Below are 14,427 nucleotides of genomic sequence, written 5' to 3' on the forward strand. Positions count from 1 at the left end.
TGCATTTTTTAGAAAATATGAATGAAGGATGTACCTAATTTCGGGCGCGTTCAGTATAGGGCAACAAATTACCAGAGTTTACCGGCAGTAAAAGAGGGTGAAAATGGAGGGTTATTCTGGTGGTAAATGCGGCGAATTGGGGATAGCTGCTTTTTTTAAATGAACTTTTTTCACTGGCTGGGATTATTGTTTGGTTGAGAGGAGTGGGGCAGGATTTTTCACTTTTGCATTAAATAATGGCACGGAATAGGAATAATCAGATTTTCCTGATCGCGCGTAAATATAAATAACATGTTAATCAAATAGATAGTTATTTATTTTGCAGTATTAGATCCATTTTTTATTGAGTGGTAAACGAAATGGACCCAGCAAGTTCCGATTTTCCTTAGGTCATTTTAAGAATTATCTAACCGTGGTGGGAGCGCTAAATAACAAAATTGAGAGGGTTATTGCAGGTTTGATAGAAATAAGGCGGCAAGAGCGCCGCCTTATTCAGATTGGCAAGAAAATTAACGCCAGGATTTATAGCGATTAATTAAGCCATTGGTGGAGCTGTCATGGCTGCTAATCTGCGCATCATTTTCCAGCTCTGGCAGAATACGGTTTGCCAGCTGCTTGCCCAGTTCAACACCCCATTGGTCAAAGGTGAAGATGTTGAGAATCGCGCCCTGGGTAAATATCTTGTGCTCATACAGCGCAATCAAAGAACCGAGGCTAAACGGCGTGATTTCACGCAGCAGGATGGAGTTGGTTGGGCGATTGCCTTCAAACACCTTGAACGGCACGATGTGGGCAACAGAGTCAGCGGATTTACCGGCATCGGTAAACTCTTTCTCCACCACATCGCGGGATTTACCAAACGCCAGCGCTTCCGTCTGTGCGAAGAAGTTCGACAGCAGCTTCGGATGGTGATCGGTCAGCACGTTGTGGCTCAGGGCCGGTGCGATAAAGTCGCAAGGAATCAGTTTGGTGCCCTGATGAATCAGCTGGTAGAACGCATGCTGGCCGTTGGTGCCTGGCTCGCCCCAGATAATCGGGCCGGTCTGGTAATCCACTGGATTGCCTTCACGATCCACGTATTTACCGTTGGACTCCATGTTGCCCTGCTGGAAATACGCTGCAAAGCGATGCATGTACTGATCGTAAGGCAGGATAGCTTCGGTTTCGGCACCAAAGAAGTTGTTGTACCAAATCCCGATCAACGCCAGCAGCACCGGCAGGTTCTGCTCGGCTGGCGTGTTAGCGAAGTGGTTGTCCATCGCATGCGCGCCGCTCAGCAGCTGTTCGAAGTTGTCGAAGCCGATGGAGAGGATGATCGACAGACCAATCGCTGACCACAGTGAATAGCGACCGCCGACCCAATCCCAGAACTCAAACATGTTGTCGGTATCGATACCGAACTCGCCCACCGCTTTACCGTTGGTCGACAGCGCAGCAAAGTGTTTGGCTACATGCTGCTGGTCGCCCGCGGTTTTCAGGAACCAGTCGCGCGCGCTGTGGGCGTTGGTCATGGTTTCCTGCGTGGTGAAGGTTTTAGACGCCACGAGGAACAGGGTGGTTTCCGGGCTGAGATCCTTCAGCGTCTCGGCAATGTGGGTGCCATCAACGTTAGAAACAAAGTGCATGTTCAGGTGGTTTTTATACGGGCGCAGCGCCTCAGTCACCATGAATGGACCGAGATCCGAACCGCCGATACCGATGTTCACCACGTCGGTGATCGCTTTGCCGGTATAACCTTTCCACTCACCGCTGATGATGCGCTCAGAGAAGCCTTTCATCTTCGCCAGCACCGCATTCACTTCTGGCATCACATCTTTGCCATCAACGATGATTGGCGTGTTGCTGCGATTACGCAAAGCAACGTGCAGCACGGCACGCTCTTCGGTGCGGTTGATCTTCTCGCCAGAGAACATCGATTTGATGGCGCCCGCCAGATCGGTCTCTTTCGCCAGCGCCTGCAATTTGTCGAGGGTGTCTTGGGTGATGCGGTTTTTGAGAAATCCACCAGCATCTGGTCGTCGAAGGTGGCAGAGAATTTCGCAAAACGATCGGCATCATCTTTAAACAGGTCGGCGATTTGCACCGATTTCATCTGATCAAAATGCTGCTGCAGCGCTTTCCAGGCTGCGGTTTGTTTCGGATTGATATTTTTCATGGCAACACTCTTGTTGAAATAAGAACCGTCATTCCATCCGGGCGCGTCCTGCTGGCCCGGCGTGCTAAGCATTTCTTGTGGCTGATACGCTACCGCGAACGGGTTTCAGTATGACCACAGTTGCAATCGAAGGGAAAAAAATTTGTGACCGTGGCCGCACGGTTTCAGGTTAATCCGGCGGCGATTGTCGATGTTGCAGCAAAAAATTTCCCTGTGCCGCATCAGCAAAAGGCCGCGTTTTTTGGCGCCGTTGACTACTTTAGGCGGGAGTGAGCGCTCGCGTTTGTTCTGCGATGCGCTGGCGTAATTCTAAAAATGAATTATCAACGCGTTGCAAGGCTGGACAGCGGAAGAATTAATCAGTATTTTGTGCCCGCGACTTGCACCTTTGGGTGCAAGCCAGAAGAGGCGCGTCGCCCAGGCAGTGTGTTTGAGGATCCGTATCCAACGAAAACACATCATGGGGTGCGACGCCGAGATGGAACAACACGCGGAGTGTTGCACTGTCGGCTGCAGGGGCTGAATCCTCTGGGTTGTCACCAGAATCGTCCACAGTCGGACGTTTCGCAAGGTGAAGTGCTTTTGGTGACTCATCTCCTGATCTTGTCTGTCCAATTCCGCTCTTCTCTTGTGCCAAGGCTGATACCACCTCTTCCGTTAAATCAACGGAGGAAAGCTAATCTGACACGAGGTTCGTAACATGTCTCAAACTCTGATCGTGGCAAAATTTGGCGGCACCAGCGTTGCTGATTTTGACGCCATGAACCGCAGTGCCGATGTCGTGCTGTCCAATACTGACACCCGTTTAGTGGTGCTCTCTGCGTCTGCTGGCGTGACCAATCTGTTGGTCTCATTAGCGGAAGGCAAGGAAATGGAGCAGCGCGCTTATCTGCTGGATGAAATCCGCAGCATCCAATACGCCATCATCGATCGTTTGCAGTCGCCTGACGTGATTCGTCAGGAAATTGATCGCATGCTGGAAAACATCCTAATGCTGGCGGAAGCCACGGCGCTGGCCACTTCACATGCGCTGACCGATGAGCTGGTGAGCCACGGTGAGCTGATGTCGACGTTGCTGTTCGTGGAAGTCCTGCGCCAGCGCCAGGTGAACGCCGAGTGGTTTGACGTGCGTAAAGTGATGCGCACCAGCGATCGCTTTGGCCGTGCAGAACCTGAAGTCGCCACGCTGAAAGAGTTGACCACCGTCCAACTGGCTCCGCGCATTGCGGAAGCGCTGGTGGTTACCCAGGGCTTTATCGGCAGCGAAAGCAAAGGCCGCACCACCACGCTGGGCCGTGGCGGCAGTGACTACACCGCGGCGCTGTTGGGTGAAGCGTTGCAGGCGGCGCGCGTGGATATCTGGACTGACGTTGCCGGCATCTACACCACCGATCCTCGCGTAGTACCAACGGCGAAACGCATCGAAGAGATCACCTTCGAAGAAGCGGCTGAAATGGCTATCTTCGGTGCAAAAGTGCTGCATCCTGCCACTTTGCTGCCTGCGGTGCGCAGTGATATTCCGGTGTTCGTCGGTTCGAGCAAAGACCCGGCGGCAGGCGGCACACGCGTCTGCAATGAAACCCAGAATCCACCGCTGTTCCGTGCGATCGCCCTGCGTCGTAAGCAAACGCTGATGACGTTGCACAGCCTGAACATGCTGCACGCACACGGCTTCCTGGCGGAAGTGTTTGCGATTCTGGCCCGCCACAATATCTCGGTTGATCTGGTGACCACTTCAGAAGTGAACGTGGCGTTGACGCTGGACACCACCGGGTCGTCAACCACCGGTGACAGCCTGCTAACCCAGGCGCTGCTGACTGAACTCTCTTCACTGTGCCGTGTGGAAGTGGAAGAGAACCTGGCGCTGGTGGCGATTATCGGCAACAACCTGTCGAGAGCCTGTGGTGTCGGCAAAGAGGTGTTTGGTGCGCTGGAGCCGTTTAATCTGCGGATGATTTGCTACGGTGCCAGCAGCTATAACCTGTGCTTCCTGGTCCCGACGCCAGACGCGGAAGAAGTGGTGCGCGCTCTGCATAAGAATCTTTTTGGTTCTTAAGGCAAATTTTTAGCGCAATCCATCAAGCCGGACCTGGTCCGGCTTTTTTATTTTATACATTTCGTTAAACAAGGGATTAAGCCAAGCGGCAGCTGATTTTTCGCGCCAGCGATTTCTTTATAACCCCATGATTCATAGCAATATCCTTCGATTTCTCCACTGGAATTGTCTCCATATCCCACTACGCTCCTAATCAGCGATTGCGTTTTAGTCGCCCTTATCGATTGTTCCAACGAGAAAATATTTCATTTTTTGAGGGAATGGCCATGCAAAGATTGGTTGCTGAAGGGGTAGGCACATTTGTTTTGGTATTGGGCGGTTGTGGCAGTGCGGTATTAGCCGCAACGTTCCCACAAGTGGGGATTGGTTTTGCCGGCGTGGCGCTGGCGTTTGGCTTGACGGTTCTGGTGATGGCGTTCGCAGTGGGGCACATCTCAGGCGGGCACTTTAATCCCGCCGTCACCATAGGATTGACGGTAGGAGGACGTTTTCCGGCAGCTCAGGTGATCCCTTACATCATTGTGCAGTTAGTGGGTGCCGTGGCGGCAGGGGGCGTGCTGTACCTGATTGCCAGCGGTAAACCCGGTTTTGATGCCGCTGCCAGTGGGTTTGCCTCGAACGGCTATGGTGAGCATTCGCCCGGTGGGTTCAGTCTGTATGCCGGTATGATTTGCGAAACCGTAATGACGGCGATTTTTCTGGTGGTGATCATGGGCGCAACCGATAAACGCGCGCCAGCCGGTTTCGCGCCGATTGCCATTGGTCTGGCGCTGACGCTGATCCATCTGGTGAGTATTCCGGTGACCAACACCTCCGTCAATCCAGCGCGCAGCACCGGCGTGGCGATCTTCCAGGGCGGTTGGGCATTGCAGCAACTCTGGATGTTCTGGCTGATGCCGATCATCGGTGCGGCAATCGGTGGTGTGATCTACCGTGTTTTACTGGAAAAAGCAGAGTAATTTGTCTAATTACCGCGGATCGACCGCAGACGATCCGCATTTTATCCTGCCAGCGACTTCCCGCCTTACGTCACGATAATGAAATGTTATGATCCCGCGTCCGTCGTTGTGGTCGTTCCCCGCGCGGCACTTCATCTGTGGCATATGAAATAAATTAAAAAATATCTAAGGAAGTCTCTCCATGCTCGCCAAACTTACCCGCCTGTTTCCGCTCTGGGCCGTGCTGCTTTCGGTCGCGGCGTATTATTCTCCCTCAACGTTCCTCGGCATTGGGCCGTGGGTGACTTATCTGCTGATGCTGATCATGTTCGGCATGGGCGTCACCCTGAATATTGATGATTTCAAACGTGTGCTGACGCGTCCGGCACCGGTTTTCGCCGGGACCTTTTTGCATTACCTGGTGATGCCACTGGCCGCCTGGGGCCTGGCTAAGCTATTCCACATGCCGCCGGACCTTTCCGCCGGGATGATTCTGGTGGGCAGCGTGGCCAGCGGAACCGCCTCTAACGTGATGATCTATCTGGCGAAGGGCGATGTGGCTTTGTCCGTGACCATCTCTTCGGTTTCTGCGCTGGTGGGCGTCTTCGCCACGCCGCTGCTGACACGCTTCTACGTGGATACCCACATTCAGGTCGATGTGGTCGGCATGCTGCTGAGCATCATTAAAATCGTCGTGATCCCGATTGGTTTGGGCCTGATTATTCACCACTCAATGAACAGCGTGGTGCGCCGCGTTGAGCCGTATCTGCCGGCGTTCTCCATGCTGTGCATTCTGCTGATCATCAGCGCAGTGGTTGCCGGCAGCCAGGGCTTTATCGGTTCCGTGGGCTTGGTGGTGATTGCGGCGGTGATCCTGCATAACGCCATTGGCCTGCTGGGCGGTTACTGGGGCGGCAAGCTGTTTGGCTTTGACGAATCCACTTGCCGCACGCTGGCGCTGGAAGTGGGCATGCAGAACTCGGGTCTGGCGGCAACGCTGGGCAAACTCTACTTCTCGCCGCTGGCAGCCTTGCCGGGCGCGCTGTTCTCGGTGTGGCACAACTTGTCAGGTTCGCTGCTGGCCGGTTACTGGTCGGGCAAACCGATTGAGAAGAAGCAGAAGTAATCCTGCGAGCGGGCGGCCAATGAGCCGCCCGCTGTCTATTTACGCGCTACCGAGGCAGGAAATGCCAGGAAAGGGAACAGCAAATAAGGCGCGATCAGCAAAAGAAGAAAAACACCCCGCGAATAACCCGCATCGTTAATTCTTCGACTGCCACAGGCCAGCAGCGGCAAGACAAACAGCAGCAGTGGCACGAAAGCAATTTCGCCACTCTTCATGGCAAACAGCTGCAGGTAAAGGCAAAACCAGCCCACCTGAAACACGATGAACACCACGTAACCTGCACGCCTTTCTAATCCACTAAAATTAAACGTCTTAAGAAAGCCATCTTTAATAATCTTGAAAAATCGGGTTATCAGCATCTTCCCTCCTTGTGGCTACAGCTTCAGATAAGCGCGAATCCCATCCAGGAACATCTGCGTTGCCAGCATAATCAAAATCAGTCCCATCAAGCGCTCCAGCGCATTCACGCCTTTGTCGCCGAGCAGGCGTAAAAACAGTCCTGACATCAGCAGAATCACCACGGTGACGCCCCAGGCAATCAGCAATGCGCCCACCAAATGTGACATCTGATGGGGATATTGATGTGACAGCAGCATCAGCGTGGCTAATAGCGAAGGGCCTGCGACCAGCGGAATCGCCAGCGGCACCAGAAACGGTTCTTCTCCGGCAGGTAATCCGCTGGTGCTGGTTTCGCCAGAAGGGAAAATCATGCGGATGGCAATCAGGAACAGAATAATGCCGCCGGAGATCGAGACGGTTTCAGTGCGCAAATTGAGGAACGCCAGAATGCGTTCACCGGTGAACAGGAACAGCAGCATGATAATCAGTGCAATCAGCATTTCACGTATCAACACCGCACGTCGGCGCTTAGGTTCCAGATGCTTGAGCACCGACATAAAAATCGGCAGGTTGCCCAGCGGGTCCATAATCAACAACAGTAAGATGGTTGCAGATATCATTTCAGTCATGGCAGAGAAGCCTTCCCTTCGTTGTTATTAGTTGTACTGCTGAAAAAGTTGGCGCAATCGAATTAATTCACTTGCCAGAAAGCCTGCATTTTGTAGAGTTGGAGGTCGCAGGTAAACCTGATTATTACGCAGATCAACTGGATATTCCGCTTGGTCTTTCCTTGCACCACGAAGGGCACAGTGAAAAACGCCCCGGACGGACAGAAAATGAAGAATGTAGGCTTTATTGGTTGGCGTGGCATGGTCGGCTCTGTGCTGATGTCACGCATGAGTGAAGAACGTGATTTTGATGTGATCAATCCGGTCTTCTTCTCCACGTCACAGCTGGGCCAGGCGGCACCGACGTTCGGCGGTAAGTCGACCGGTGCGCTGCAGGATGCTTTTGATATCGAGGCGCTGAAGGCGCTGGATATTATTATCACCTGTCAGGGCGGTGACTACACCAGTGAAGTCTATCCTAAGCTGCGTGAAAGCGGCTGGCAGGGTTACTGGATTGATGCAGCCTCCACGCTGCGCATGAAAGATGACGCCATCATCATTCTCGATCCGGTTAACCACAATGTGATTCGTCAGGGCCTCGACAACGGCGTTAAAACCTTCGTCGGCGGTAACTGCACCGTCAGCCTAATGCTGATGTCACTCGGCGGTCTGTTCGCTAACGATCTGGTGGAGTGGGCCTCAGTCGCCACTTATCAGGCCGCATCCGGCGGCGGCGCGCGCCACATGCGTGAGCTGCTGACTCAAATGGGCATGCTGCACGACCACGTCGCGAAATCCCTGCAGGATCCTGCTTCGGCGATTCTGGAGATCGAACGCAGCGTGACTGATTTCACCCGTTCCGGCACCTTGCCGACCGATAACTTCGGTGTTCCGCTGGCGGGCAGCCTGATTCCCTGGATCGACAAGCAGCTGGATAACGGCCAGAGTCGCGAAGAGTGGAAAGGCCAGGCAGAAACCAACAAGATTCTGCGCACCAGCAACGTGATTCCGGTCGATGGTCTGTGCGTGCGCGTCGGTGCACTGCGCTGCCACAGCCAGGCGTTCACCCTGAAGCTGAAGAAAGATATCCCGCTGAACGAAATCGAACAGCTGCTGGCTTCGCACAACGAGTGGGTGAAAGTGGTGCCCAACGATCGCGAAATCACCATGCGTGAACTGACACCTGCGGCGGTCACCGGTACGCTGACCACGCCAGTGGGCCGTCTGCGTAAACTGAACATGGGGCCGGAATATCTTTCCGCCTTCACCGTGGGTGACCAGCTATTGTGGGGCGCGGCTGAACCGTTGCGCCGCATGTTGCGTTTGCTGATCGACTAAGCGCAGCGACAAACCAGACAGGCCGGGATTTCCCGGCCTTTTTTATCGTTCAGGTTGCAAAACTTAACGCAAATTGCGCCTGACAAGTGATCCGCTTCCCCTTTTTGCTTGCCCGACAAGATTATTTTGCTTTCCCCCCTGGCTTCTGCCAGCCCCAAGCTATGATTTAACAGTGATGTGCCGGTTGTTAACTGTTTTTGCTTTCCGAACTGAATGGTTGTTGTACACGGCAAAAAAATCTTCCCCCATGGACGGTGTCCTCTCTTGCTGTTGTACGTATGGCTCAATGAAAAGCAGCGCACCAGAGGCGACTTTTTTGTCCACTCCGGTCGCCTGCGCAAAATCATAGGAAGAAAGTCATGTCAGAGCTTCCCGATCGCCTGGCGATCAATGCCCTTTTTGCCGGGAATTATGCCGATCCCTTCTCTTTCCTGGGGATGCACCAAACTGTCGAAGGCCTTGAAGTGCGCGCACTGCTGCCCGATGCCTCCGAAGTGTGGGTGATTGAAACCAACACCGGACGCAAATGCGCACAGCTTAAATGTCTTGATTCACGCGGCTTCTTTAGCGGCGTGATCCCTCGCCGAAAAAACCTGTTTCGTTATCAATTAGCGGTCACGTGGCATGGCCAGCAAAACCTGATCGACGATGCTTATCGCTTCGGCCCGCTGCTGGCGGAGATGGATGCCTGGCTGTTAGGTGAAGGCACTCATCTGCGACCTTATGAAACCCTGGGCGCGCACAGCGCCACGATTGATGGCGTCAGCGGCACCCGCTTCTCGGTGTGGGCACCCAATGCGCGCCGCGTGTCGGTGGTGGGCGAGTTCAATTTCTGGGATGGCCGCCGTCACCCGATGCGTTTTCGCCGTGAACTCGGCGTCTGGGAGCTGTTTGTGCCGGGTGCGGTCAATGGTCAGCTCTACAAATATGAAATCATTGATGCGACAGGGCAGATGCGTATCAAAGCCGATCCCTTTGCCTTTGAAGCGCAGATGCGCCCGCAAACTGCCTCCATGATCTGTGGTCTGCCGCCGAAAGTGGAGATGCAGCCGCAGCGTAAAGCCGCTAACGCTTTTGACCAACCTATCTCGATTTACGAAGTGCATCTGGGTTCGTGGCGCCGCCATACTGACAACAATTTCTGGCTGAGCTACAAAGAGTTAGCCGAGCAGTTGGTGCCTTACGTCAAAGAGATGGGCTTCACCCACATCGAACTGCTGCCAATCAATGAACATCCGTTTGATGGCAGCTGGGGTTATCAGCCTCTTGGCATGTATGCCCCCACGCGCCGCTTTGGTACCCGCGATGAGTTCCGCCACTTTATCGCCGCAGCGCACGATGCCGGCCTCAACGTGTTACTCGATTGGGTGCCGGGCCACTTCCCAAGTGATGACTTCGGATTGGCAAAATTTGATGGCACCGAACTGTATGAACACAGCGATCCCCGTGAAGGCTTCCATCAGGACTGGAATACGCTGATCTACAACTTTGGTCGTCGCGAAGTCAGCAATTATCTCTCTGGCAATGCGCTGTATTGGATGGAGCGCTTTGGCATTGATGGCCTGCGCGTTGATGCTGTGGCCTCGATGATTTATCGCGATTACAGCCGCAAAGAGGGCGAATGGGTGCCCAACCACTTCGGCGGCCGCGAGAACCTCGAAGCTATCTCGTTCCTGCGCCATACCAACCGCACGCTGGGCCGCGCTGCGCCCGGCACCATCAGCGTGGCAGAAGAATCCACCGACTATCCTGGCGTGACGCGCCCTTCAGAAGATGGCGGCCTCGGCTTCTGGTTTAAATGGAACCTCGGCTGGATGCACGACACGCTGGACTACATGAAACTCGACCCGGTGCATCGCCAATATCATCACAATCTGATGACCTTCGGCATGCTCTACAACTACACCGAAAACTTTGTGTTGCCGCTGTCGCATGACGAAGTGGTGCACGGCAAACGCTCGATTCTCGATCGTATGCCCGGCGATGCCTGGCAGAAGTTCGCCAATCTGCGCGCCTATTACGGTTGGATGTGGGGCTTCCCAGGCAAAAAGCTGCAGTTTATGGGCAACGAGTTTGCTCAGGGCCGTGAATGGGATCATGACAGCAGTCTCGACTGGCATTTGCTGGAGGGCGAGGACAACTGGCACAACGGCGTGCAGCGCCTGGTGCGCGATCTCAATCACAGCTACAAACACTTCACACCGTTACACCAGCTGGATTTCGATGCGCAGGGTTTTGAGTGGCTGGTGGTCGACGATCATGAAAACTCGGTGTTCGTGTTTGCGCGCCGCGATCGCGAGGGCAATGAAATTATTGTTGTCAGCAATTTTACGCCGGTGGCGCGTCCGGCTTACCGCTTTGGCGTGAATCAGCAAGGTGGCTGGCGGGAAGTGATGAACACGGACCAGCGCGATTATCACGGCAGTGACGTGCGCAATCACGGCATCACCCATACCGATGACATTGAAAGCCATGGCCGGGCACAATCGCTCAGCCTGACCTTGCCGCCGCTGGCCACGATTTGGCTGGTGCGGGAGGGTGATTGATGCTGGAAACCGGGCAGCCAACGCCGTTGGGCGCCCATTATGATGGGCGCGGCGTTAACTTCACGCTGTTTTCTCGCCACGCCGAGCAGGTGGAACTGTGCCTGTTTGACGTGCACGGCGTTGAGCGCCGCTTTCCGCTGCCCGCGCGCAGTGGGGATATCTGGCACGGCTATTTTCCAGCGTTAAAGCCCGGCCAGCGTTACGGCTATCGCGTGCACGGTCCGTGGGCGCCGCAGCAAGGGCATCGCTTTAATCCGGCTAAAGTGCTGGTCGATCCCTGTGCCAAAGCGGTGGAGGGCGATATTCCGGACGATCCACGTTTTCTCGGCGGTCAACAGGAGCGGGATCCTCAGGATAACGCCGCCATTGCGCCGAAATCGCTGGTGATCGCCGAAGATTTTGACTGGGATGATGAAAAACCGCTGCGCACGCCATGGGGCAATACGGTGATTTATGAGGCGCACGTGCGCGGCCTGACCCGGCAACATCCGGAAATTCCGGAAAGGCTGCGCGGGACTTATGCGGCACTGGGCCATCCTGCTATGGTGAAATACTTACGTCATCTCGGCATCACTGCGCTGGAGCTGCTACCGATTGCGCATTTTGCGACGGAGCCACGTCTGCAGCGCCTCGGTCTCAGCAATTACTGGGGCTATAACCCCTTTGCGCTGTGGGCGGTGGATCCGCGCTATGCCTCGGGTGAGCACGGCTTTACCCCCTTGCAGGAGTTTCAGCAGGCGGTCAAAGCGCTGCATGCGGCGGGCATCGAAGTGATCCTCGATGTGGTGTTCAACCATACCGCTGAACTGGAAGAGATCGGCCCCAACATTTCGCTGCGCGGTGTGGATAACGCCAGCTACTACTGGCTTGACGCGAAGGGTGAATACCAAAACTGGACCGGCTGCGGCAACACGCTCAATCTCAGCGATCCGCAGGTAATGGAATGGGCATTAGCAGCGCTGCGCTATTGGGTGCGTGACTGCCATATCGATGGCTTCCGTTTCGATCTCGCCAGCGTGCTGGGTCGCACCCCCGACTATCGTCAGGATGCGCCACTGTTTGCCGCCATCAAAGCCTGTCCGTTGCTGTCGCAGGTCAAGCTGATTGCAGAGCCGTGGGATATCGGGCCCGGCGGTTATCAGGTAGGCAATTTTCCCGTGGGATTCGCCGAATGGAACGACCATTTCCGCGATGCCACGCGCCGCTACTGGCTGCACGGCCAGCTCAGCAATGGCGATTTTGCCCGGCGTTTTGCCGCCTCCAGCGATGTGTTTCAGCGTGATGGGCGGCTGCCGCACGCCAGCGTCAATCTGATCACCGCACACGACGGCTTCACGCTGCGTGACGTGGTGAGCTTTAACCAAAAACACAATCAGGCCAACGGTGAAGACAATCGTGACGGCAGCAGCAGTAACTTCAGCCATAACCATGGCAAAGAAGGGCTGCAGGTCAATTTCGATATTGTCGAACGGCGGCGGCGCAGCGTGCACGCCTTACTCACCACGCTGCTGCTGGCACAAGGTACGCCGATGCTGTTGTCCGGCGACGAACGCGGCCACAGCCAGCACGGCAACAATAATGCTTACTGTCAGGACAATCCGCTGACCTGGTTGAACTGGCATCAGGATGATTTTGGACTGGTCGACTTCACTGCCGCCTTAATTCGGCTGCGTCAGCGCATTCCCGCGCTGACGGCAGACCGCTGGTGGCAGGAGGGCGATGGCAACGTGCAGTGGTTCAATGCCAGCGGAAAACCACTGGGAAATGAGGAGTGGGAACAGGGGGCGCATAGAATGCAGATCCTGCTCTCCAGCCGCTGGTTAATAACAATAAACGCCACGGAATCGGTGAGTGACCTTGTCTTACCAGACGGAGAGTGGCGTGCCATTCCTCCTTTCGCCGGGGAAGAAAACCCCATCCTTACAACTGTCTGGCACGGGCCCGCACACGGCGTGTGTGCGTTCCTAAAGCAATCATAAGGAGTCAGACATGGTGAAATTAGATAGAACAGATCCCCTGATGCTGGCGCGCCAGCTCCCTACACAAACGGTGGCGTTGATCCTTGCTGGCGGGCGCGGTACGCGTCTGAAAGATCTCACTGCCAAACGCGCCAAACCTGCAGTGCACTTCGGTGGTAAGTTCCGCATCATCGACTTTGCGCTGTCCAACTGCATCAACTCGGGTATCCGGCGCATCGGCGTCATCACTCAATATCAGTCGCATACGTTGACGCAGCATATTCAGCGTGGCTGGTCCCTGTTCAACGAAGAAATGAACGAGTTTGTCGATTTACTGCCGGCGCAGCAGCGTGCCGCGACCGAACATTGGTATCGCGGCACGGCGGATGCGGTCTCGCAGAACCTCGACATTATTCGTCGCTACAACGCGCAGTACATTGTGATTCTCGCCGGGGATCACATCTACAAAATGGACTATTCGCGCATGTTGCTGGACCACGCCGAGCGTGGTGCGAAATGCACCATCGCCTGCTTGCCGGTGCCGCTGGCAGAAGCCACGGCATTTGGCGTGATGGCGGTGGATGTGGACAACAACGTCATCGATTTTGTGGAAAAGCCCCCACAGCCGCCTTCAATGCCCGGTGACGACAGCAAAGCTTTAGCCAGCATGGGCATCTACGTGTTTAACGCAGATTACCTGTATCAACTGCTGGAAGAAGACCTGCTGATCCCTGAATCGAGCCACGATTTCGGTAAGGATTTACTGCCAAAAATTGTCGCCAGCGGTGATGCCTATGCGCACTCCTTTACGCTGTCGTGCGTGCAGAACGATGAAAACGCCGAGCCGTATTGGCGCGATGTCGGGACGCTGGAAGCTTACTGGCGGGCCAATCTCGATCTGGCCTCTGTCACGCCTGAGCTGGATATGTACGACCACGAATGGCCGATTCGCACCCACATGGAACCGTTGCCGCCCGCCAAGTTTGTCCAGGACCGCTCGGGCAGTCACGGCATGACGATGAACTCGCTGGTGTCTGGCGGCTGCATTATCTCCGGATCGGTGGTGGTGAATTCGGTGCTGTTTCCGCGCGTACGCATCAACTCATTTTGCAATATCGACTCTTCGGTGCTGTTGCCCGACGTCGTCATCAATCGTTCTTGTCGTCTGCGCCGTTGCGTGATCGATCGCGCCTGCGTGATTCCGGAAGGCATGGTGATTGGTGAAAACCCCGATGAAGACAGCCGCCGTTTTTACCGTTCAGAAGAAGGCATCGTTTTGGTGACGCGCGCCATGCTGGCCAAATTGGCCGGCTGACCACGAAAGCAACGAGCAAGCACACAGGCAATCGCCGCGGGGAACGCG

At 55.0% G+C, this 14,427-nt stretch carries 10 protein-coding genes, 1 pseudogene and 1 riboswitch; of the genes and pseudogenes, 8 read left to right on the top strand and 3 right to left on the bottom strand.

Features of this window, described 5'->3' with window-relative positions:
- Positions 1–509 precede the first annotated feature (509 nt).
- Positions 510–2,155: pseudogene (pgi, locus tag HA45_RS06570) on the bottom strand (glucose-6-phosphate isomerase).
- 144 nt (positions 2,156–2,299) lie between these two features.
- Between pgi and HA45_RS28635 the strand changes: the two are divergent.
- The 4 genes from HA45_RS28635 to panS all read left to right on the top strand — a co-directional run bounded on the left by HA45_RS28635 (position 2,300) and on the right by panS (position 6,275).
- Positions 2,300–2,428, top strand: a complete 129-nt coding sequence (locus HA45_RS28635; RefSeq protein WP_280174503.1) for a hypothetical protein — start codon at positions 2,300–2,302, stop codon at positions 2,426–2,428.
- Positions 2,429–2,550: 122 nt separating this feature from the next.
- A riboswitch (Lysine riboswitch) is annotated at positions 2,551–2,745 on the top strand.
- Between the two features lie 110 nt (positions 2,746–2,855).
- Positions 2,856–4,211 (top strand): lysine-sensitive aspartokinase 3, encoded by a 1,356-nt coding sequence (gene lysC, locus HA45_RS06575; protein ID WP_100704225.1) that lies wholly within the window; start codon positions 2,856–2,858, stop codon positions 4,209–4,211.
- A gap of 266 nt (positions 4,212–4,477) precedes the next feature.
- Positions 4,478–5,170, top strand: coding sequence for an aquaporin Z (gene aqpZ, locus HA45_RS06580; protein WP_100704226.1), 693 nt, complete (start codon positions 4,478–4,480; stop codon positions 5,168–5,170).
- 181 nt (positions 5,171–5,351) lie between these two features.
- Positions 5,352–6,275, top strand: a complete 924-nt coding sequence (gene panS / locus HA45_RS06585) for a ketopantoate/pantoate/pantothenate transporter PanS (RefSeq protein ID WP_100704227.1) — start codon at positions 5,352–5,354, stop codon at positions 6,273–6,275.
- Positions 6,276–6,310: 35 nt separating this feature from the next.
- On the opposite strand, the gene HA45_RS06590 is transcribed toward panS, so the two are convergent.
- Positions 6,311–6,634 carry a DUF805 domain-containing protein gene (locus HA45_RS06590; protein ID WP_100704228.1) on the bottom strand — a complete coding sequence of 108 codons (324 nt, stop codon included), beginning with the start codon at positions 6,632–6,634 and terminating at the stop codon, positions 6,311–6,313.
- Positions 6,635–6,649: 15 nt separating this feature from the next.
- Complete coding sequence (locus tag HA45_RS06595) at positions 6,650–7,243, bottom strand: YhgN family NAAT transporter (RefSeq protein WP_100704229.1); 594 nt, start codon at positions 7,241–7,243, stop codon at positions 6,650–6,652.
- A gap of 207 nt (positions 7,244–7,450) precedes the next feature.
- Between HA45_RS06595 and asd the strand changes: the two genes are divergently transcribed.
- The 4 genes from asd to glgC all read left to right on the top strand — a co-directional run bounded on the left by asd (position 7,451) and on the right by glgC (position 14,379).
- Positions 7,451–8,560: an aspartate-semialdehyde dehydrogenase gene (gene asd / locus HA45_RS06600; RefSeq protein WP_100704230.1), complete on the top strand. Its 1,110-nt coding sequence runs from the start codon at positions 7,451–7,453 to the stop codon at positions 8,558–8,560.
- A gap of 359 nt (positions 8,561–8,919) precedes the next feature.
- Positions 8,920–11,106, top strand: coding sequence for a 1,4-alpha-glucan branching enzyme (gene glgB / locus HA45_RS06605; RefSeq protein ID WP_100704231.1), 2,187 nt, complete (start codon positions 8,920–8,922; stop codon positions 11,104–11,106).
- Entirely contained in the window at positions 11,106–13,085 is a 1,980-nt protein-coding gene (gene glgX / locus HA45_RS06610) for a glycogen debranching protein GlgX (protein WP_100704232.1), read from the top strand. Before glgB ends, glgX begins: the two co-directional genes overlap by 1 nt.
- Positions 13,086–13,095: 10 nt before the next feature.
- Positions 13,096–14,379 (top strand): glucose-1-phosphate adenylyltransferase, encoded by a 1,284-nt coding sequence (gene glgC / locus HA45_RS06615; protein ID WP_100704233.1) that lies wholly within the window; start codon positions 13,096–13,098, stop codon positions 14,377–14,379.
- Positions 14,380–14,427 lie beyond the last annotated feature (48 nt).

Origin of the sequence: Pantoea rodasii, from assembly GCF_002095465.1 — a bacterium.
Taxonomy (GTDB): Bacteria; Pseudomonadota; Gammaproteobacteria; order Enterobacterales; family Enterobacteriaceae; genus Pantoea; species Pantoea rodasii.